The following is a 17,632-nucleotide window of genomic DNA, read 5'->3' as shown; positions in this document are numbered from 1 at the left end:
CGAGGAACCTTACCCTTTCGATCGACATGCAAGGCAGGAGCGCGGCGGCCGGCCCGTCTCGCCCCGTGTCGTCCGTACGGGAACCACTCCCCGAACCGGCGCACCACGGCCCCGGTCGCAGCCGGTAGGGTCGGCGGACACCCACCGCGCCGGCACACCGGAGGGCGGCGCGATCCCCCCATCCCCATGACACGGATCGTCGCCCCCGCGCTCGCGCTGCTGCTCTGCGCGCTCGCCGTGCTGCCCGCCCGGGCCGCGGCCGCGCCGAGCGTCCGCGTGAGCGGCCACACCAAGCACGTGGCCGCCGGCGGCGAGGTGCACGTCGACCTCGCCCTCGCCGGCCTGCGCCGCTGCGTCGTCCGGGCGGCCGGGGCGACCGGCACGCTCGACGTGCGCGGGGTCGCGGCGGCGCGCATCACGTTCCGCGCGTACCAGCGCGCCCGCACCGGCCGGTACACCATCCGCGTCGCCTGTCAGCCGCGCGCGCAGGTCGCGGCCGCGGTCCGCGTCAAGGGCACCCGCGCCGGGCCGAAGCGGCTGCTCGCCAGCGCGGCGCTCGTCCAGCTCACGCCGGCGGACGCGACAGGGCAGGAGCGCCTGGTCCCGGTGACCGCCGCCCCGCCGCCGGACCTGACCACCAGCCGCGCGCAGACCCCGCAGGTCCCGCCGCGGCCGAGCCCGGCCAGCGCCGTCCAGGCGCTCGAGGCCGCGGCGTACGCCCAGGCGCGCTGGGCCCTGCACGGCGCCGCGTTCGAGGCGATCTTCCGCACCGGCGCGTGCACCGACCTCGCGCAGCGCCGCCGGCCCGACATCGTCCGGCAGGCGACGCTCGCGATCTGGCACGACGAGTACCTGGGCGGCACCTTCGACGGCGGCGGCTGGGTCGCGCACGCGTGGGACGACAACGCGCGCTATGCCGGCCTGCCCACCGGGACCGTCCCGCGCGCGGGCGCGATCGCGGTGTTCGAGCCGGGCGTGCACGGGACGGGCGCGGTGACCGGCCACGTCGCGGTGGTGGAGGAGGTGCTGGCCGACGGTCGCTTCCGCACGACCGACATGAACGTCGGCGGCCCCTACCTCACCGCGTCGGTCACCCGCGCGCCCGAGCCCGGCATCAGCTTCGTGTACTGACCGCGGCGAGCGCGAGCGCCGCCGCGACGAGGCCGCCGGCCACCGCGAACGCGAGCTGGTAGCCGCCGTTCAGCGCGGTCAGCGCCGCGTCGCCGGCTGCCGCGAGGTCGTCGGTCCGCGCGCTCGCGACGCTCGTCAGGACCGCCACGCCGAGCGCGCCGCCGATCTGCTGCGTCGTGTTCGCCAGACCCGACACGAGCCCCGCGTCGTCCGGCGTCGCGGCGGCCATCGTCAGGGTCATCAGCGCGGGGAGCGCGAGCCCGCCGCCGAGGCCCATCAGGACCAGCCACGGCAGGAGCGCGACCGCGTACGCGCCCTCCTCGGGGACGAACGCGAGCCCGCCGAGGCTGACGGCGACCAGCGCCATCCCGGGCAGCAGCGTCCGCCGTGCGCCGAGCCGCGCGATGAGCTTCGCCGACAGGCCGAGCGAGACGACCGCGATGGTGAGCGCGATCGGCAGCACGCCGAGCCCGACCTCGACCGGGCCGTACCCGAGCACCCGCTGCAGGTACAGCGCGAGGAAGAACTGCTGGGCGAAGATGCCGGAGAGCATCACGAGCTGCACCGCGTTGGCGGCCGCGAGGCCGGGACGGCGGAACACGCGCAGCGGCACGAGCGGGGCGGCGGCACGCGCCTCCCAGGCGACGAAGGCGGCCAGCAGGAGCGCGGCGCCCACGCCGGCGACCGGTGCCGTCTCGGCCACCGCGTACACCGCGAGCATCAGCGCCGCGACGATCAGCACCGCGCCGGGGACGTCTGCGCCGCGGTGCAGCCCGAGGCCCGGGTCGCGCTCGATCAGCCGCAGGCCGCCGGCGAACGTGAGCAGGCCGATCGGCACGTTGACGAAGAAGATCGCGTGCCAGTCGAGCGCCTCGATCAGCACCCCGCCGGCGACGAGGCCGAGCGACGCGCCCGCCGCGCCGACGAACGCGTAGGCCGCCATCGCGCGGGCCTGCTCGTCGCGCTCGGGGAAGAGCGCGACGATCATCCCGAGGATCGGCGCGGTCGCGAACGCCCCGCCGGCGCCCTGGACGAAGCGGGCGACGATCAGCGCCGCGGCGCTCTCGGCCAGACCGCACGCGACCGACGCGAGCGTGAAGACGACGATGCCGCCGAGGAAGACCTGACGACGCCCGACGAGGTCGCCGAGCCGGCCGGCGAGGAGGAGCAGCCCGCCGAACGCGACGAGGTAGGCGGTGACGATCCACGCGAGGCTCGCGGGGCTCGCGCCGAGGTCGGCCTGGATGGTCGGGAGCGCGACGCTGACGATGGTCGTGTCGAGGATGACCATCAGGGCAGTCGCGCAGAGCACGAGCAGCGCGACGCCGCGGCGCGCGGGCGCGGCGGTGGGAGCGGGAGTGGGGACGGCGTCAACGGTGAGCACGGTCCGGACCGTATCAGATGATCCGATCTCGGATCATCTACGTCGGACCGGCGCGGGTCTCGCCTGCCGCCTAGGCCGCGAGCCTCCCGCCGACCAGGTGGCGCAGGGCGTCCATGAAGCGGTCGCGCTCGCCGGCCGGCAGCGACGCGAGCACGTCCTCCCGGATGCGGTCGGTGATCGCGTCGGCCTCCTCGGCCTTGCGGCGGCCCTCGGTCGTCACGTGGATGACGCGGGCGCGGCGGTCGGTCGGCGACGGGCGGCGCTCCGCCAGGCCCAGGCGCTCCAGCTCGTCGATGGTCGCGACCATCGTCGTCTTGTCGAGGCCGACCATCCGCGCGAGCTCGATCTGCGTGTGCTCGCCGGTCATCGCGGCGAGCAGCACGGGATGCGTGCGCGGCGTCAGGCCGACCTCGCCGATCGCGTCCATCAGCTCGCCGGTGAGCGACTGCGCGGCGCGGCCGAGCAGCCAGCACAGGTGGTTGGTCAGCTCGGGTGGAGCGGACGCGGGGGTGATCGTCGTCTGCGCGGTGCCCATGCAGACGATCCTACCGTGGATCGTCTAGACCGCAGACGATCTACCGCCCGGCCGCCCGCGCCTCGGCGCGCCAGTCGCTCGGCACGCCGGGGATCTCGCCGTTGCGGAACGCGTCGACGAAGCGCCGGTGGTCGTCGCGCGCGAGGTCCCCGTACTCGGCGCCGAACGCCGCGAGGTCGGCGACGAACTCGTCCTCGCGCCCGTCCACGACCGCGAGGATCGCCTCCTCGGTCTGGAACGGCACGAGCGTCTGGTCCGAGCCCGCGTCGCTCACGCAGTGGATCTTCGCCGTCGCCCGGCCCAGCTCGCACAGCAGCGGCAGCACCTCGTCCGGCTCGGTCAGCCCGTCCCAGTCGAGGTCGGCCTCGTACGGCGACAGCTCCTTGACGACCTGCCCGACGCCGCGCAGCTCCGTCCACCCGAGCCACGGGTCCGCGTGCGCCTGCAGCGCCCGCTGAGACACCGCCGTCCGGTGGCCCTGGTGCTCGAAGTACGACTGCACCTCGGGGTCGGTGACCACGCGCGACGGCGCCGCGACGTTGCCCTGCTTCATCGAGAGCACGACGTCGTTCTCCAGGGCCTGCGTGCGCCCCTCGATCAGCAGGTTGTACGCGGGCAGGCCGGCGCTGCCGATGCCGAACCCGCTGCGCCCGACGATGTCCTTCACCGCGTACGAGACCGAGTGCAGGCGCTTGACGGCCGGGATCGTCTCCAGGTAGCTCTGGTAGGCCGCCTCGACCTCCGCGCGCTCGTCGTCCTCGAGCATCCGCACGCCAGGTCCGGGCACGAACCGGCGGTCGGCGCCGGAGATCGTCGTCAGCCGGTCGAGCAGCTGCACCCGCGTGGCCTGGCGGGCGGTGAGCAGCACCTCGTGGACGATCCCGGTCGTCGAGTCGAGCGTGAGGCGGAACTCCTCGTCCTTCGTGCCCGTGACGAACGCGCGCACCTGCTCGAGGTACGAGCGGCCGTACGCCTCGATCAGCTCGCGGATCGTCCCGTCCGACAGCGCCTTGGAGAACCCGAGCAGCGCGACCGATGCCGCCATCCGCCGCAGGTCCCACGTGAACGCGCCGACGTACGCCTCGTCGAAGTCGTTGACGTCGAAGACGAGCACGCCCTCGGCGTCCATGTACGTCCCGTAGTTCTCGGCGTGCAGGTCGCCCTGGATCCACACGCGGCTCGTGCGCTCGTCCGCCCACGGATCCTCCAGGAGCGCCATGTCCGCGTAGTAGAGCGGCGCGCTGCCGCGGTAGAACGCGAACGGGTTCGCCGCCATCTTGCGGAACTTCGCGCGGAACGCGCGCGGGTCGGCCTCGATCAGGGGCGCGAACGCGTCGGCCAGGACGGAGACGATCTCGGCGCGGCGGGCGTCGCCGTCGGCGGCGAGCGAACGGACGTCGGAGGCGGGCATGCGCGCAGCCTACGCGCCCACCGCCGGATGCGACCGACGGGCTACGTGGCGGGAGCAGGGGACGGCATGCGCCGCACGAGCAGCCACGTCAGCCAGATGCCGAGCGCGAAGAGCGGCACGCCCATCGCCGTCCGCGCGACGCCCAGCGCGACGACGGCCGACGCCAGGTAGAGCGGGAGCTGGACCGCGAGCCGCAGCCCGAACAGCCCGGCCCACAGCCACGACGCGCGCGCGAACGCGCGGTACCGGCGCGGGTCGTCACGCCAGCCCTGGTGCTCGCCGTCGAGCTGCCCGACGATCACGCCGACCAGCGGCCAGCGGACGGCGATCGAGATGAGGAACGCCGAGCCGTACGCGACGTTGAGCAGGAGGCCGGGGAGGAAGAAGTTCTCCGCCTTGCCGCTGCGGGCCGCGATGAACGCCGCGAACGCGACGCCGACCAGGCCGGACAGCGCGTGGCGCGGCGACTCGTGCTTGGCCAGCCGGACGACGGCCAGCACGAGCGCGAGGCCGACGGCGACGCCCGCGGCGACGTTCGTCTCCTGCCCGGACGCGGTGTAGGCGACGACGTACGCGACCGCGGGCAGCGCGGTCTCGGCCATGCCCCACGGCCCGCCGACGACCTCGGCGAGGTTCGGGGGCTCCTGGGCGTTCTCCAGGTCGATGTCAGGTCGGCGTGCGATGGACCTCATGATGGCGAACCGGACGCTGCTGCTGTCCGTCCAAGGTCACACCGCCGCCGCCTGAGCGCGTACCGTCGGCGCGGATGACCACGATCGTGCGTGCCGACGCCGCCCGCCTCGACGACCTGCGCCCGCTGTGGCTCGCCCTGCGCGAGCACCACGGCGCGGTGACCACGCACTGGGGGCCGCTGCGGCCGGAGGACGAGTCGTGGGAGCGGCGCCGCGCGACCTGGGGCGCGATCCTCGAAGAGGGCGGAACGCTGTTCGTCGCCGAGGAGCCGGGCGGCCGGCCCGTCGGGCTCGCGATCTGCGAACGGGAGGAGGGCGGCTCGCCGACCTGGCAGTGGCCGCAGGACTTCCTGGCGCTCGTCGACCTCATCGTCCTGCCGGACGCGCGCGGCGGCGGGGTGGGGGAGGCGCTGCTGCGCGCGGTGGAGGACGAGGCGCGCGAGCGGGGCGTGGCGGCGGTCGACATCAACATGGCCGCGCCGAACGACCTCGCCCGCCGCTTCTACGAGAAGCACGGCTACCGCGTCGACCTCGTGACGTACCGCAAGCCCCTGGACGCCACCACCTGATTCGCGCCGGAGGTCCCGGGTAGGGCCGTCCGCGATGACGACCTTGCGCGGCACCGACCCCCTCTGGCTCGCCGACGACCGCGGCCCGGCCCGCGCCGCGGCACCGTCCCGGCTCACCGCGGACCTCACCGTCGACGTCGCGGTGATCGGCGGCGGGCTCGCGGGCGCGACCGTCGCGTACGTCCTCGCGCGGGAGGGGCGGAGCGTCGCGGTGCTCGAGCGCGGCACGGTCGCGGGCGGCGCGACCGGCTACACGACGGCGAAGGCCAGCGCGCTCCAGCAGACCAAGCTCGTCGACGTCCGCAAGCAGCACGGCGACCAGGGCGTCGCGGCGTACGCGGCCGCGAGCACCGGCGCGGTGGTCTGGATCGAGGCGCGCGTGCGCGAGCACGACATCGACTGCGCGTTCGAGCGCGTCGCCGACCACACGTACGCGGCCACCGGCGAGCAGGTCTCCAAGGTCGAGGACGCGCACGCCGCCGCGCTCGCGGCCGGGCTCCCGGCGGTCCTCACCACCGACACGCCGCTGCCGTTCGCGGTCGCGCAGGCCGTCCGCCTGGAGGGCCAGGCGCAGTTCCAGCCGGTCTCCTACACGCGCGCGCTGCTCGCGGCGGCCGGCGCGCAGGTCTACGAGCACACCGCGGTGACGGGCGTGAGCGAGGGCGACCCGTGCGCGGTCGAGACCGAGGACGGCCACACCGTCACGGCCCAGGAGGTCGTGGTCTGCACGAACTACCCGCTGCTCGACCGCGGGCTGTTCTTCGCGCGCACCGAGGCGACGCGGTCCTACCTCGTCGCCGCGCCCCTGCGCGACGGCGCCACGGTGCGGGAGGGGATGGCGATCAGCGCGGGCACGCCGACGCGCTCGGTCCGCACCTACACCGGCCCGGACGGCACGCGCTGGCTGCTCGTCGGCGGCGAGGGCCACCTGACCGGCGCGCGGAAGGCCGAGCCCGAGCGCTACGAGCAGCTCGTCGCGTTCGCGCAAGAGCACTACGACGTCGGCGACGTCGTGCACCGGTGGTCGACGCAGGACGGGATGCCGGCCGACAAGCTCCCGTACGCGGGGCGCTACACGCCGACCTCCAAGCACCTGTGGGTCGTCGGCGGCGGGCAGAAGTGGGGGATGACGAACGCGACCGCGGGCGCGCTCGTCGTGGCGGACCGCATCCTCGGCCGCCAGAACCCCTACGCGGACCTGCTCGACCCGAACCGGCTGACGATCCGCAGCGCGCCGGAGGTCGCCAAGGCGCAGCTGTGGGTCGGCGCGCACTTCGTCGGCGACCGGCTCAAGCCCGTGCTGGCGAGCGATCCGTCCGAGGTGCCGCCCGGCGAGGCGCGCGTGCTGCGCCACCGCGCGCTCGGGAAGGTCGGCGTCTTCCGCGACGACGACGGCGGGCTGCACGCGGTCTCGCTGCGCTGCACGCACCTCGGCTGCCTGACGGTGTTCAACGACGCCGAGCGGTCGTGGGACTGCCCGTGCCACGGCTCACGGTTCGACGTGGACGGCAACGTGCTGTCCGGGCCGGCGACGAAGCCGCTGGAGCGGCGCGAGGTCTAGCGCTCTGCGGCGCCGGGTCCGAGCACGTCGCTCGCGAGCTCGCCCGTCTGCACCGCCCACAGCGCCGCGTACCGCCCGCCGAGCGCGACGAGCTCGTCGTGCGTGCCCGCCTCCGCGACCGCGCCCGCGTGGACGACGTGGATGCGGTCGGCGTGGCGGATGGTGGAGAGGCGGTGCGCGATGACGATCGTCGTCCGCTCGTGCGAGACCTTCAGCAGCGCGTGCTGGATCGCGGCCTCGGTCTCGTTGTCGACCGCGGACGTCGCCTCGTCGAGCACGAGGATCGCCGGGTCGCGGACGAGCGCACGGGCGATGGTGAGGCGCTGGCGCTGGCCGCCGCTGAGCCGCACGCCGCGCTCGCCGACCGCCGTGTCGTAGCCCTGCGGGAGCGCGGTGACGAACTCGTGCGCCTCGGCCAGCTCGGCGGCCGCGCGCAGCTCCTCGTCGGTCGCGTCCGGGTTGCCGTAGCGGAGGTTCTCGGCGACCGTCCCGTCGAACAGGAACGTGTCCTGGCCGACGTAGCCGATCGCGCCGCGCAGGCTCTGGAAGCTCAGCTCCTCCACCGGCACGCCGTCGAGGGTCAGCGCGCCGCCGTCGCGGTCGTAGAGCCGCAGCAGGAGCTTGACGACGGTCGACTTGCCCGCGCCGGTCGCGCCGACGATCGCGTGCGTCTCGCCGGCGGCGATGTCGAGATCGAGCCCGCGCAGCACCTGCGCCCGCGGCTCACCGTCCTCGCCGCCCGCGTAGGAGAACGTCACGCCGTCGAACCGCACGGCGCCAGCGACCGGCTGCGGCAGCTCGCGGCCGCCGGGCTTGACGCCGATCGGCGCGTCGAGCAGGTCGAGGATGCGCGAGATCGAGGCGAGGCCGCGCTGGTAGAGGTCGAGCGTCTGGCCCAGCTCGGTCAGCGGCCACAGCAGCCGCTGGGTCATGAAGACGAGGACCGAGTAGAGCCCGACCTCGAGGTCGCCGTTGAGCGCCGCGTTGCCGCCGAGCACGAGCGTGACCGTGAAGCCGACGAGGATCGCCATCCGGATCAGCGGGACGAACGCCGAGCTGAGCGTGATCGCCTTGCGGTTGGCGTCCGCGTAGTCGCGCGAGACCTCCGCGAGCCGCCTGGCCTCGCGCTCCTCCGCGCCGAACGCCTTGATCGTCGCGATGCCGCCGAGGTTGCCGCCCATCAGCCCCCCGAGCCGGCCGGCCTCCTCGCGGACCTGCGCGTACCGCGGCCCGAGCCGCTTCTGGAAGAGCAGCGAGCCGGCGATGATGACCGGGATCGGCAGGAACGCCAGGACCGCCAGCAGCGGCGAGATCGCGAAGAAGACGATGCCGACCGCCACGACGTTCGTGGCGGTGAGGATGATCTGCGCGGCCCCGATGTCGAGGAACCGCTCGAGCTGGTTGACGTCGTCGTTGAGGATCGTCAGCAGCCGCCCGGACGCGCGGTCCTCGAACCACGCCAGCTCCAGGTCCTGCACGTGCCGGTACGCGTCGGTCCGCAGGTCGTGCTGGAGGTCCTGCGAGAGGTTGCGCCACAGCTGCTGGGAGAGGAAGTCCGTCAGCGACTCCAGCGCCCACACCACCGCCGTCGCCGCGCCGAGGATCAGCAGCTGGTCGGAGCGGTCGTCGACCCCGAACCACTGCGCCACGAAGCTCTCGTCGTCGCGCACCACGATGTCGATCGCGACGCCGATCAGCAGCTCGGGCGCGATGTCGAACAGCTTGTTGAGGACCGTCAGGATCGTCGCGCGGACGACCCGGGGCCGGTACTTCGGCGCGCGCCGCCAGAGGCGGACGAGCGGATGGGTCTCCGGGACGTCGGGCACCGGACCAGAGTAGGGCGGCCTAACCTGAGGACATCGGCCCAGCGGGCGGCGTTGCGCGGTGGGGCGGTCCTACGCTGTCAGCGCCCATGCCGCCCTCCCGCCGCCTCTTGCTCACGCTCGCCGCAGGCCTTCTCGCCGTGCCGACCGCCGCGTCCGCCGAGCCGGTCGTCGTCGCAGGGCCGCCGCTGCCGTCCGCCGGTTCGAACGCCGAGGCGCCGCCGCAGCCGCGGCTGCTCGCGGAGGTGCGCGAGGGGAGGCTGTGCCTCTCCAGCGCGTCCGGGACCGAGCTCGGCCCGGACGGGGAGGCGACGCGGGACGCGTATGTCGAGGCGGCCGTCGAGCGCTCCGCCTGCGAGGTCGTGCCCGCCGAGGACCTGTTCAGCCCGCTCCACCTCGAGACGCCGTCCTACCAGGCGGACGTGGTGGGCGGCGCCGTGCGCGCCGACGTCGCCGTCGTCGAGCTGCGCGCGGCCGGCGGCGCGCTGACGCGGATGCCGACCGTGCCGGCGCCGCCCGCTTTCGCGGGGACCGTGGCGGCGGGCCTGCGGTTCTACGTCGGGACGCGGCCGGAGCGCGTCCTGACCGAGCGGCTGCTGGCCGCGGACGGCAGCGTCGTCCACGAGGAGGACGAGGACCGCGACGGGCTCCTCGTGCGCGGGCCGCGCCGCGTGGCCGCGGGCGCCGGCTGGTCGGCGGCGGTCGAGGTGCGCCACCAGCTCGCGCCAGCGCGCGGCGACGCCGGCCGCCGTGTGCGCGCCACGTGCCTGGTCGTCCGGCGCGCGCCCGACGACCCGAGCATGGGCGGGCGCACCTGCTTGGACCCGGGCGCCGGGGTCAGCGCCGCGTACTTCCCGGACGTGGGCTGCGGCCCCCGCGGCCGGCACCTCGTGGCCGGCTTCGCCCGGGCGGGCGCCACACCCAGCACGATCGTGACCACCAGCGGGCGCCGGCACGCGATCCGCTCGCTTCCGGTCCCGGCCGGCTTCGGCGAGCCGTCGCTGCGCGTGGTGCTCGGCGCGGCCGGTCCCGGCGACGGGATCCGGTGGGTCGAGGGCGGTCCGATCGACCACGCGCACGCCCTCCCGCCCACGCGGCTGCTGTCCTGCTCTTCCCGGACCTCCAGCAGCTGGTTGGTCGTGAACGACGGCGGTCCGGCACTCGGCGGCGAGACCGTGCTCCACCCGGCGGGCGCCGGCGGACCGCGGCTGTACGTGCGCGATCGCGGCGCCGAGCTGTGCACCGCGGTCAAGCGGGGCGTGCGCGCAGGCGACTGCGCGGTGCCGAAGCCGGGCCTGCTGTTCTCCTGGGTGGGGTCAGCGCGCCGGTACACGGTGATCGCCGGCGTCGTCGACGCGCGCGTGCGCGCGGTGCGGGTGCGGCTCGCCTCGGGCAGGCAGGTGACCGTCCCGGCCGCGCCCGATCCCGCCTACACTGGCCGGTACGCGCGGACGGTCGCGTTCTTCGCCTACGCCGCGCCGCCCGGCGATCGCGTCGTGGGGACGCAGTCGGTCCTGCCGGGCGGCACCCGGTCCCCGTTCGAGGAGCCGGTCGCGCCGCCCACGCTGACCACCGACGCCGTCCATCAGGCGACGGTGCGGATCGGCGGCCGCCGCCGCACGATCGTCACCGCGCCGACGACGAGGCCCGGGGTGCCGTGCCTCGTGGTGACGGCCGGGACGCCGCTGCGCAAGGGCGACCGGTGCCCGTTCGAGCGGTCGCTCGACCTCGGCCTGCAGGCCAAGGCCGGCTGCCGCACCGGCCTGACGGTGGCGGGCCTGATCGCGGGGGGCGCGCGCACGGTGGTCGCGGTCCTGCGGAGCGGCCGCCGGATCGTGCGGCCCGTCGTGCGGCTGCGTGACGGCGAGCACGGCTTCGCGTCCGTGCCGGTCCCGCGGCGGGCGGCGGTCGCGCGGGTCGAGCTGCGCGGTCCCGACGGCGCGCTGCTGCACCGGTACCGGCTGCCCGCTCCGCCGGCTTCCGCGCACTGCGGCTACGCGACGTACGTCGACGACGAGGTCACCGTCCGGTCGTAGCGTCCCGCTCGCGGGCCCCCGTCGTCGCGAGCACCGTGCCCGTGACCAGCTCCGGGTCGTCCCACATCGGGATGTGCCCGCAGCCGGGCAGCAGGACCGTCCGCGCGTCGGGGAGCGCGGTGCGGGTCGGGCGGATGAGGCGGTCGCGCTCGCCGAACGCGAGCGTCACCGGGACGTCGACCTCGGCGGGGTCGCGGAAGTGGTCCTGGCGCATCGCGGTGCTCGTCGCGACGTAGGCCGTCGCGCGGGCGTAGGAGCTGATCATCCGCCAGGCAGCGTGGTACGGAACGCGGTCCGGGCGGGCGACGAACGGGGCGAGGATCGCGCGGCGCGCGGGCGGCGGGACGAGCAGCAGCGGCAGCAGCGGGCGCAGGCGGCGGGCGAGCTCGTAGCCGCGGCTGCGCGACGTCTCGCCCGCCCGGAGCACCGGCGCGCCCCAGAGGCCCGCCGGGCACAGGCCGGTCACGGTGACCGCGCGGCCCAGGCGCGCCAGCTCCAGCGCCACCCAGCCGCCGAGCGAGTTGCCGGCGACGTGCGCGCGCTCGATCTCCAGCTCGTCCAGCAGCGCTTCGACCGCGCCGGCCAGCGCCCGCGGCGTCGGGGTCGCGCCGTCGGGCAGCGGAGCGGACCGGCCGAAGCCCGGCAGGTCGACCGCGAGCACGTCGTGGTGGGCGGCGAGCGCGTCGAGCACGGGCTCCCACACGCACAGCTCGCCGCCCAGGCCGTGCAGGAGGACGAGCGGCTCGCCGGCGCCGGTGCGGCGGTGGTTCAGGGAGGAGGACACCATCCAAGGAGATACGACGATCACTCCAGGGTCGGATGACGGGGGATTCCCCGATGTCCGGATCAGGGCCGCCCGGGATGGTGCTCATCACACCCACGCACCCGTCTTCCGAGGAACCGAACCCCGATGCACCCCCGCAAGCTCACGCGCCTCGCGCTCGTCCTCGCCGGCCTCGCCGCCGGCGCCACCGCCTGCGCCGACGACAGCCCGAGCCGCGCCGACTTCACCAAGCAGGCCAACGAGCTGTGCCGCGCCGCCAACGCCAAGATCGCCGCGATCCCCGAGCCGTCCGACGTGGCCGGGCTGGGCAGCTACATCCGGCAGCTCAAGAGCGTCACCGCGGGCGCGGTCGACGACTTCGCCGAGCTGAAGACGCCCGCCGAGCTGCGCAACGACGCCGAGGCGTACGTCGCCAACGGCCGTCGTGTGGTCGCGCTCGCCGACCGCCTCGCCGCCGCGACGACGTCCGGCGACGAGGAGGCGATGAAGGAGCTGCAGGCCGAGGGCGACCGGCTCGACGCGGACTCCGACGAGCGCGCCGCGGCCATGGGCCTGAGCGAGTGCGCCAACGACGCGTAGCCCGCTAGCAGCGCGCGAGCGGCAGGGCGGCGGTGACCTGGCAGGCGACCGCCGTCTTGCGCACCGCCGCGCCGTCGAGCGCGACGAACCGCACCGTGAACGCCCCGGCGGCCGCGGCATCGGCGATGCGGGTCAGCGCGCGCACGCCGGCGCTGTCCACGAAGGTGAGCCCGTCGAGGTCGAGCACGAGCTCCATGCCGGGGTCGACGAGGGCTTCCACGGCGGTGGTGAGGTCCGGCGCGCTTGCGATGTCCAGCTCTCCGCCGAGGATGAGCCGCAGCGAGGAGCCCTCGCACCAGCCGGAGAGCTCCAGACCTGATGAGTGAGCGTCGTTCAGCACGCTCCCAGAGTCGGCCATGCCCCGCCGGCGTTGAGTGCGGTGGGAGGTTCGTGGCGCGCCTAGACTGACCTCATGTCGCTGCATCGCGGGATCGACGGCTCCGAGCCGCTCCGGCCCGACTCCGTGACCGGCGGGGCGGGGCCCCGGGTGATCCGCCGCACGACGCGGACGAACGTCCTGGCCGAGGGGACGCTCGCGTGCCCGCGGTGCGATGCGCCGGTGGCGCCCGACGCCGGGCCGCTCGACGTCACCGCCCACCTGGGCTGCCCGTACTGCGGCCACGCCGGCGCGGTCCGCGACTTCCTGTCGCTCGCCGCGCCGACCCGACCCGCACGCGTGGTCGTGCGGGTCGTGGACCGCGGGATCCGGCTGCGCCGGGCCTAGCGGCTCAGCCGGTCCGGCCGAGCTTGCCCGGCCGCTTCGTGACGGTCTTGCCGTTCTTGTCGATCACCCGCAGCTTGAGCGTGACGCGGCTCGTGATCGGGCCTGGGCGCACGGCGCGGTAGGCGATCACGATCTGCCGGGTCGTCAGGTCCATCGGGAGGATCAGCGTGAGCTTGCCGTCCTTGCGCGTCTTCAGGCCGGTCTTGGTCAGCTGCTTGAGCTTCCCCTTCGACCCGTTGCGGTGGTAGACGTCGAGCCGCGCGCCCTGGATCGACTTGCCCTTCTCGTTGACCAGCCGGCCGCGGATGACGACGCGGCGGCCGTAGCGGGCGGTGATCGAGAGCTTGCGGTTGCGGTCGAACCAGCCGCGCAGCTTGCCCTTGACCGACGCGTTGATGCCGTTCGGGCGGCCGGAGCTGGCGGTCCTGACCGGGGCGTTCGCGACCGTGATGGGCTTCGCGGCGACGACGGTGGAGCGGTTGCCCGACGCGTCCTCGACCAGCACGCTGACGGTGTGCGCGCCGTTGGCGAGCGTCGTGGTGTCGACCGCGGCGCTCATCCCGGTCTGCTCGAGCGGGCACGGGACGGGGGTGAGGAACTCGTAGGCGTCGAGGTTCGCCGGGTCCGCGTCGGCGCAGCCCGCGGCCGGGACCGGGTTGACCGCGGTCGTCTTGCCGTCGACCTCGACGATCGAGCGGTACAGGCCGCCGCCGACGTCGGTCGCGTTCCAGGTCGCGGTGATCGTGCCGGACACCGGGCCGGCGGCGCCGGGCAGCGTGCCGCCGACGCTCGACAGCACCGGGGCGGACTGGTCGCGCAGCGTGATCGACGCGCGCGGGACCTCGACGCGCACCGCCGGCGCGCTGCAGGTCGACGTCTGGATCGTCGCGCAGCCGGCGCGGAACCCGACGACACCCGCGTCGAGGTTCGGGAAGTCGGCCGGGCCGTCGAGGTCGGTCGTGCACTTCGACGCGCCGCCGGCCTCGCAGGACTCGAGCTCCTTGGCGTCCGCGTAGAGCGTGTACGCCCACCGCTCGGGGTTGCCGGCGAAGCCCGCGGTGCGGCGGTGCAGGCGGGTGCGCGTGATCCGCGACCCGGCCGGCGCGACGAACCGGTGCTCGGCGCCCTGGCCGCCCTGCCACGGGCCGCTGCCGCGGAGCTGGAGCGACAGCACGCCGCCGGTGGCGCACTCGTTCGAGGCGACGGCATCGCCGCCGACGAGCGGCTCCCAGCCGCTGATCGGCGCGGGCGCGCCCGTCGGGCCCTGGCAGGCGTAGACGGTGTAGTCGGCGCTCGCCGCAGCGGGCGCCGCGAGACTGGCCGCGGCGGCGACGGCCGCGGCGAGACGGATCGGCTTCAAAGGGGTCCTTACTCCGGGGAACGAGAGCGCGGCGAGGCAACGCCGCGCGGGCGATCATGACCGTCTCGACCGCCACACGCGGAGCTTGCAACGAGTCTTGCCCGCCGCACCGGAATCCGGGCCTATGTCGTGGCGGTCGCCGGACGGCGCATCCGGCTCCCGTCACGGAGGCCGGTGAGCGTGAGCGCGAGCCCCGCCACCGCCGCTCCGAGCGGCACCAGCAGCGCCGCCTTGATGCCGTCGAGCTGCTCGCGCGGCGCGGCGTCCTCGCCGGCCGTGCCGACGAGCACCGCGGTCACGCCGGCGAGGCCGAGCGCGGCGCCGAACTGGAAGGACGTGTTGAGCAGGCCGCTGGCGAGCCCCTGCTCGTCCTCCCGCACGCCGTCGGTCGCGGCGATGGTCAGCGGCCCGTAGGTGAGCGCGAACGTGAACCCGACGAGGACCATCGTCGGCAGCATGCCCGTCACGTAGCCGGACTCCAGGCCGACGGGCACGAAGAGCGCGAACGCCGCGACGCCCGACGCCAGCCCGGCCGCGATGACCTTCGTCGTCCCGAACCGCGCGACCAGGCGCGGCGTGAGCGTGGGGGCGAGGATCGCGTCGATGCCCGCGGGCAGGAGCGCGACGCCGGCCTCCAGCGCCGACCAGCCGCGCACCTGCTGGAGGTAGAGCGCGACGAGGAACTGGAAGCCGAAGAACGCGCCGGCGAGGACGATCGCGCCCGCGTTGGCACGGAGCAGCGGCGCCGAGCGCAGGAGGCCGAGGCGCAGGAGCGGCGCGGGCGTGCGACGCTCGATCGCGATGAACGCCGCGAGCAGCGTGCCGGCGCCCAGGCCCGTCGCGGCGGTGGCGGCGAGCGCGATGTCGGGCGCGCGGACGACGGTGTAGACGAGCAGCAGCATCGCGCCGGTGACGGTGAGGGCGCCGGGGAGGTCGAAGGACCGGGGCGCCGCGGGGGTGGCGCCGGCGGGCGCCGGACCGGGGGCGGGGGCGGGGTCGTGGGGGAGCAGCCGGAGCGCGGCAGGCAGCAGGAGCGCGGTGAGGATCACGGGCGCGAAGAACACCCAGCGCCAGCCGAGCTCGGTCAGCAGGCCGCCGACCACGAGCCCGAGCGTGAACCCGGCTGCGGCGGTGCCCGCGTAGATCAGCAGCGCCTGGTTGCGCGCGCGGCCTTCGGCGAACGAGGTCGTGATGATCGACAGGCCGGCCGGCGTCATGAACGCGGCGGCGACGCCGGTGACGAAGCGGGCGACGATCAGCACCCAGCCCTCGGGCGCGAGCCCGCCGAGGCCGGAGAAGACGAGGAAGACCGTGAGCGCGGCGAGGAAGACGCGTCGGCGCCCGAGGAGGTCCGCTGCCCGGCCACCGAGGAGCATGAAGCCGCCGTAGCCGAGGACGTAGGCGCTGACGACCCACTGGAGCGCGCCGGTCGACATGCCGAGGTCGGCGCGGATCGAGGGCAGCGCGACGCCCATCATCGACACGTCGATCCCCTCCAGGAAGATCGCGGCGCAGAGGACGAGGAGGACGGCGATGGCGTGGCGGTCGAGGCGGTCGTGGTGCTCGGGCAAGGCAGGTGACCCTCCGGGTTGGGTGGTTCCGTTTGAGAACTGACCCCACTATGCGGCACCATTGGGGGCGATGGAAGACGGCACTTCGAAGTCACCTGGTGACTTCTGCGATACCGCCCCGAGCGCCGATCACGACTGGGACCCGTACCAGTGGGACCGCCGCAGCGACTGCGAGGTGCGGCAGATCCTCGACCGCATCGCCGACAAGTGGTCGCTGCTCGTGATCGCGCTGCTCGAGTCGCGGCGGATGCGCTTCAGCGAGCTGCGGCGCTCGATCGACGGGGTCAGCCAGCGGATGCTCACCGTCACGCTGCGCCAGCTCGAGCGCGACGGGCTGGTCGAGCGGACGGTCTACCCGGAGGTCCCGCCACGGGTCGAGTACGCGCTGACGCCGCTCGGCTCGACGCTCCACGCCACGATCCAGTCGCTGGTGACGTGGACCGAGACCCACCAGGCGGAGATCGCCGCGGCGCGGTACGACTACGACGCGCGCGAGGCGGCGGCTGCAGCCGCAGCGGCGGCGCCGCCCGGGCCGGAGGCCGCCAAGCGGTAGGCCTGCGGGCTCAGCCCGTGGTGGCGCTTGAACGCGGTGGAGAGCGCGAACGGGCTGCCGTAGCCGACCTGCGCGGCGACGCTGCCGATCGTCGCGTCCGGCTCGCGCAGCAGGTCGGCCGCGAGCGTCAGGCGCCAGTCGGTGAGGAACGTCATCGGCGGCTCGCCGACCAGCTCGGTGAAGCGCCGCGCGAGCGCCGCGCGCGACACGCCGACCTCGTGAGCCAGCGACGCCACCGTCCACGGGTGCGCGGGCTGGTGGTGCAGGAGCTTGAGCGCCGGGCCGACGACCGGGTCGCCCTGCGCGCGGTACCAGCGCGGCGCACCGCCGTCGGGGCGGGCGAACCACGCGCGCAGCGTGGCGATGAGGAGCAGGTCGAGGAGCCGGTCGAGCACCGCCTCCTGACCCGGCTCGTCCTTGACGACCTCGCTTCCCATGAGCGTGACGACCGGGCTGTGCTCGGCCGCGTCGGGGAGCACGACGAGCGGTGGGAGCGCCTCCAGCAGTCGTCGGCCGACCTCGCTGTGCAGCGCGTACGTCCCGACGAGGAACACCGACGCGCCGTCCGCCGCGTTGCCCCACGTGCGCACGCCGAGGCCCATCGGCTGGCGCAGCGGCGTCCCGTCGGGCGCGCGGCACTCCTGACCGGGGTGGATCACGACCTGCACCGGTGTGCCGGGGTTGTCGGCGAACGTGTAGGGCTCGGGACCGCGGACGATCGCGACCGCGCCCTCGGGGACGGTGACCGGCTCCATCCCGTCGAACCACACGTACGACGCGCCGCGGACCATCGCGACGAGCGTGAGCGGCGCCTCGTCCTGCACGCGGATCGCCCACGGCGGGTCCATCAGCGAGCGGAGGATGAACGCCTCGCGGGCGCGAGGTCCGTCGAGGAGGCCAGCGAGCGCGTCCATGGAGC

The 17,632-nt window shown here is 74.9% G+C and carries 17 protein-coding genes; 7 read left to right on the top strand and 10 right to left on the bottom strand.

From position 1 onward, the window contains the following. Positions 1 to 186 precede the first annotated feature (186 nt). Positions 187 to 1,131, top strand: a complete 945-nt coding sequence (locus AC1UE5_RS19965; RefSeq protein ID WP_482926798.1) for a CHAP domain-containing protein — start codon at positions 187 to 189, stop codon at positions 1,129 to 1,131. Here the strand turns inward: AC1UE5_RS19965 and AC1UE5_RS19960 are convergent. The 4 genes from AC1UE5_RS19960 to AC1UE5_RS19945 all read right to left on the bottom strand — a co-directional run bounded on the left by AC1UE5_RS19960 (position 1,115) and on the right by AC1UE5_RS19945 (position 5,153). Further along, positions 1,115 to 2,515 (bottom strand): MFS transporter, encoded by a 1,401-nt coding sequence (locus tag AC1UE5_RS19960; RefSeq protein ID WP_482926796.1) that lies wholly within the window; start codon positions 2,513 to 2,515, stop codon positions 1,115 to 1,117. The two genes, AC1UE5_RS19965 and AC1UE5_RS19960, sit on opposite strands and share 17 nt — an antisense overlap. Before the next feature lie 70 nt (positions 2,516 to 2,585). Further along, positions 2,586 to 3,050 (bottom strand): MarR family winged helix-turn-helix transcriptional regulator, encoded by a 465-nt coding sequence (locus AC1UE5_RS19955; RefSeq protein ID WP_482926794.1) that lies wholly within the window; start codon positions 3,048 to 3,050, stop codon positions 2,586 to 2,588. Positions 3,051 to 3,090: 40 nt separating this feature from the next. Next, positions 3,091 to 4,461 carry a DUF2252 domain-containing protein gene (locus AC1UE5_RS19950; protein ID WP_482926792.1) on the bottom strand — a complete coding sequence of 457 codons (1,371 nt, stop codon included), beginning with the start codon at positions 4,459 to 4,461 and terminating at the stop codon, positions 3,091 to 3,093. A gap of 41 nt (positions 4,462 to 4,502) precedes the next feature. Then, positions 4,503 to 5,153 carry a DUF3159 domain-containing protein gene (locus tag AC1UE5_RS19945; protein WP_482926791.1) on the bottom strand — a complete coding sequence of 217 codons (651 nt, stop codon included), beginning with the start codon at positions 5,151 to 5,153 and terminating at the stop codon, positions 4,503 to 4,505. Positions 5,154 to 5,227: 74 nt separating this feature from the next. Here AC1UE5_RS19945 and AC1UE5_RS19940 point away from each other — a divergent pair, with 74 nt between their 5' ends. Beyond that, positions 5,228 to 5,722, top strand: coding sequence for a GNAT family N-acetyltransferase (locus AC1UE5_RS19940; protein ID WP_482926789.1), 495 nt, complete (start codon positions 5,228 to 5,230; stop codon positions 5,720 to 5,722). A gap of 34 nt (positions 5,723 to 5,756) precedes the next feature. After that, positions 5,757 to 7,283, top strand: coding sequence for an FAD-dependent oxidoreductase (locus tag AC1UE5_RS19935; RefSeq protein ID WP_482926787.1), 1,527 nt, complete (start codon positions 5,757 to 5,759; stop codon positions 7,281 to 7,283). Here the strand turns inward: AC1UE5_RS19935 and AC1UE5_RS19930 are convergent. Continuing rightward, positions 7,280 to 9,109 (bottom strand): ABC transporter ATP-binding protein, encoded by a 1,830-nt coding sequence (locus AC1UE5_RS19930; RefSeq protein ID WP_482926785.1) that lies wholly within the window; start codon positions 9,107 to 9,109, stop codon positions 7,280 to 7,282. The two genes, AC1UE5_RS19935 and AC1UE5_RS19930, sit on opposite strands and share 4 nt — an antisense overlap. Before the next feature lie 86 nt (positions 9,110 to 9,195). Here AC1UE5_RS19930 and AC1UE5_RS19925 point away from each other — a divergent pair, with 86 nt between their 5' ends. After that, positions 9,196 to 11,142: a hypothetical protein gene (locus AC1UE5_RS19925; RefSeq protein ID WP_482926783.1), complete on the top strand. Its 1,947-nt coding sequence runs from the start codon at positions 9,196 to 9,198 to the stop codon at positions 11,140 to 11,142. Here AC1UE5_RS19925 and AC1UE5_RS19920 read toward each other — a convergent pair. Beyond that, positions 11,126 to 11,926: an alpha/beta fold hydrolase gene (locus AC1UE5_RS19920; protein WP_482926781.1), complete on the bottom strand. Its 801-nt coding sequence runs from the start codon at positions 11,924 to 11,926 to the stop codon at positions 11,126 to 11,128. The genes AC1UE5_RS19925 and AC1UE5_RS19920 overlap by 17 nt on opposite strands. A 126-nt stretch (positions 11,927 to 12,052) precedes the next feature. Between AC1UE5_RS19920 and AC1UE5_RS19915 the strand changes: the two genes are divergently transcribed. Further along, positions 12,053 to 12,505 (top strand): hypothetical protein, encoded by a 453-nt coding sequence (locus tag AC1UE5_RS19915; protein WP_482926779.1) that lies wholly within the window; start codon positions 12,053 to 12,055, stop codon positions 12,503 to 12,505. A gap of 4 nt (positions 12,506 to 12,509) precedes the next feature. On the opposite strand, the gene AC1UE5_RS19910 is transcribed toward AC1UE5_RS19915, so the two are convergent. Next, complete coding sequence (locus AC1UE5_RS19910; RefSeq protein WP_482926777.1) at positions 12,510 to 12,845, bottom strand: STAS domain-containing protein; 336 nt, start codon at positions 12,843 to 12,845, stop codon at positions 12,510 to 12,512. Between the two features lie 72 nt (positions 12,846 to 12,917). Between AC1UE5_RS19910 and AC1UE5_RS19905 the strand changes: the two genes are divergently transcribed. Next, positions 12,918 to 13,229, top strand: a complete 312-nt coding sequence (locus AC1UE5_RS19905) for a hypothetical protein (protein ID WP_482926775.1) — start codon at positions 12,918 to 12,920, stop codon at positions 13,227 to 13,229. Between the two features lie 4 nt (positions 13,230 to 13,233). Here AC1UE5_RS19905 and AC1UE5_RS19900 read toward each other — a convergent pair whose 3' ends face one another. Both AC1UE5_RS19900 and AC1UE5_RS19895 read right to left on the bottom strand, forming a co-directional pair. Next, positions 13,234 to 14,589 (bottom strand): hypothetical protein, encoded by a 1,356-nt coding sequence (locus AC1UE5_RS19900; RefSeq protein WP_482926773.1) that lies wholly within the window; start codon positions 14,587 to 14,589, stop codon positions 13,234 to 13,236. 122 nt (positions 14,590 to 14,711) lie between these two features. Next, positions 14,712 to 16,160 carry an MFS transporter gene (locus AC1UE5_RS19895; RefSeq protein ID WP_482926771.1) on the bottom strand — a complete coding sequence of 483 codons (1,449 nt, stop codon included), beginning with the start codon at positions 16,158 to 16,160 and terminating at the stop codon, positions 14,712 to 14,714. 70 nt (positions 16,161 to 16,230) lie between these two features. On the opposite strand from AC1UE5_RS19895, the gene AC1UE5_RS19890 reads away from it, so the two are divergent. Then, the gene (locus AC1UE5_RS19890; protein ID WP_482926769.1) at positions 16,231 to 16,713 is read left to right on the top strand and encodes a winged helix-turn-helix transcriptional regulator; all 483 of its coding nucleotides are present in this window, start codon (positions 16,231 to 16,233) and stop codon (positions 16,711 to 16,713) included. Here AC1UE5_RS19890 and AC1UE5_RS19885 read toward each other — a convergent pair. Beyond that, positions 16,641 to 17,627 carry an AraC family transcriptional regulator gene (locus AC1UE5_RS19885; RefSeq protein ID WP_482926767.1) on the bottom strand — a complete coding sequence of 329 codons (987 nt, stop codon included), beginning with the start codon at positions 17,625 to 17,627 and terminating at the stop codon, positions 16,641 to 16,643. The two genes, AC1UE5_RS19890 and AC1UE5_RS19885, sit on opposite strands and share 73 nt — an antisense overlap. Positions 17,628 to 17,632: the final 5 nt, after the last annotated feature.

This window comes from Parviterribacter multiflagellatus (assembly GCF_056863265.1).
This window is presented reverse-complemented; position numbering and strand designations above follow the sequence as displayed.

Excerpts from the sequence above, each read along its gene's own strand:
- AC1UE5_RS19965 (WP_482926798.1), top strand. The coding sequence starts at position 187 with ATGACACGGATCGTCGCCCCCGCGCTCGCGCTGCTGCTCTGCGCGCTC.
- AC1UE5_RS19955 (WP_482926794.1), bottom strand. The coding sequence starts at position 3,050 with ATGGGCACCGCGCAGACGACGATCACCCCCGCGTCCGCTCCACCCGAG.
- AC1UE5_RS19950 (WP_482926792.1), bottom strand. The coding sequence starts at position 4,461 with ATGCCCGCCTCCGACGTCCGTTCGCTCGCCGCCGACGGCGACGCCCGC.
- AC1UE5_RS19945 (WP_482926791.1), bottom strand. The coding sequence starts at position 5,153 with ATGAGGTCCATCGCACGCCGACCTGACATCGACCTGGAGAACGCCCAG.
- AC1UE5_RS19940 (WP_482926789.1), top strand. The coding sequence starts at position 5,228 with ATGACCACGATCGTGCGTGCCGACGCCGCCCGCCTCGACGACCTGCGC.
- AC1UE5_RS19935 (WP_482926787.1), top strand. The coding sequence starts at position 5,757 with ATGACGACCTTGCGCGGCACCGACCCCCTCTGGCTCGCCGACGACCGC.
- AC1UE5_RS19925 (WP_482926783.1), top strand. The coding sequence starts at position 9,196 with ATGCCGCCCTCCCGCCGCCTCTTGCTCACGCTCGCCGCAGGCCTTCTC.
- AC1UE5_RS19915 (WP_482926779.1), top strand. The coding sequence starts at position 12,053 with ATGCACCCCCGCAAGCTCACGCGCCTCGCGCTCGTCCTCGCCGGCCTC.
- AC1UE5_RS19905 (WP_482926775.1), top strand. The coding sequence starts at position 12,918 with ATGTCGCTGCATCGCGGGATCGACGGCTCCGAGCCGCTCCGGCCCGAC.
- AC1UE5_RS19890 (WP_482926769.1), top strand. The coding sequence starts at position 16,231 with ATGGAAGACGGCACTTCGAAGTCACCTGGTGACTTCTGCGATACCGCC.
- AC1UE5_RS19885 (WP_482926767.1), bottom strand. The coding sequence starts at position 17,627 with ATGGACGCGCTCGCTGGCCTCCTCGACGGACCTCGCGCCCGCGAGGCG.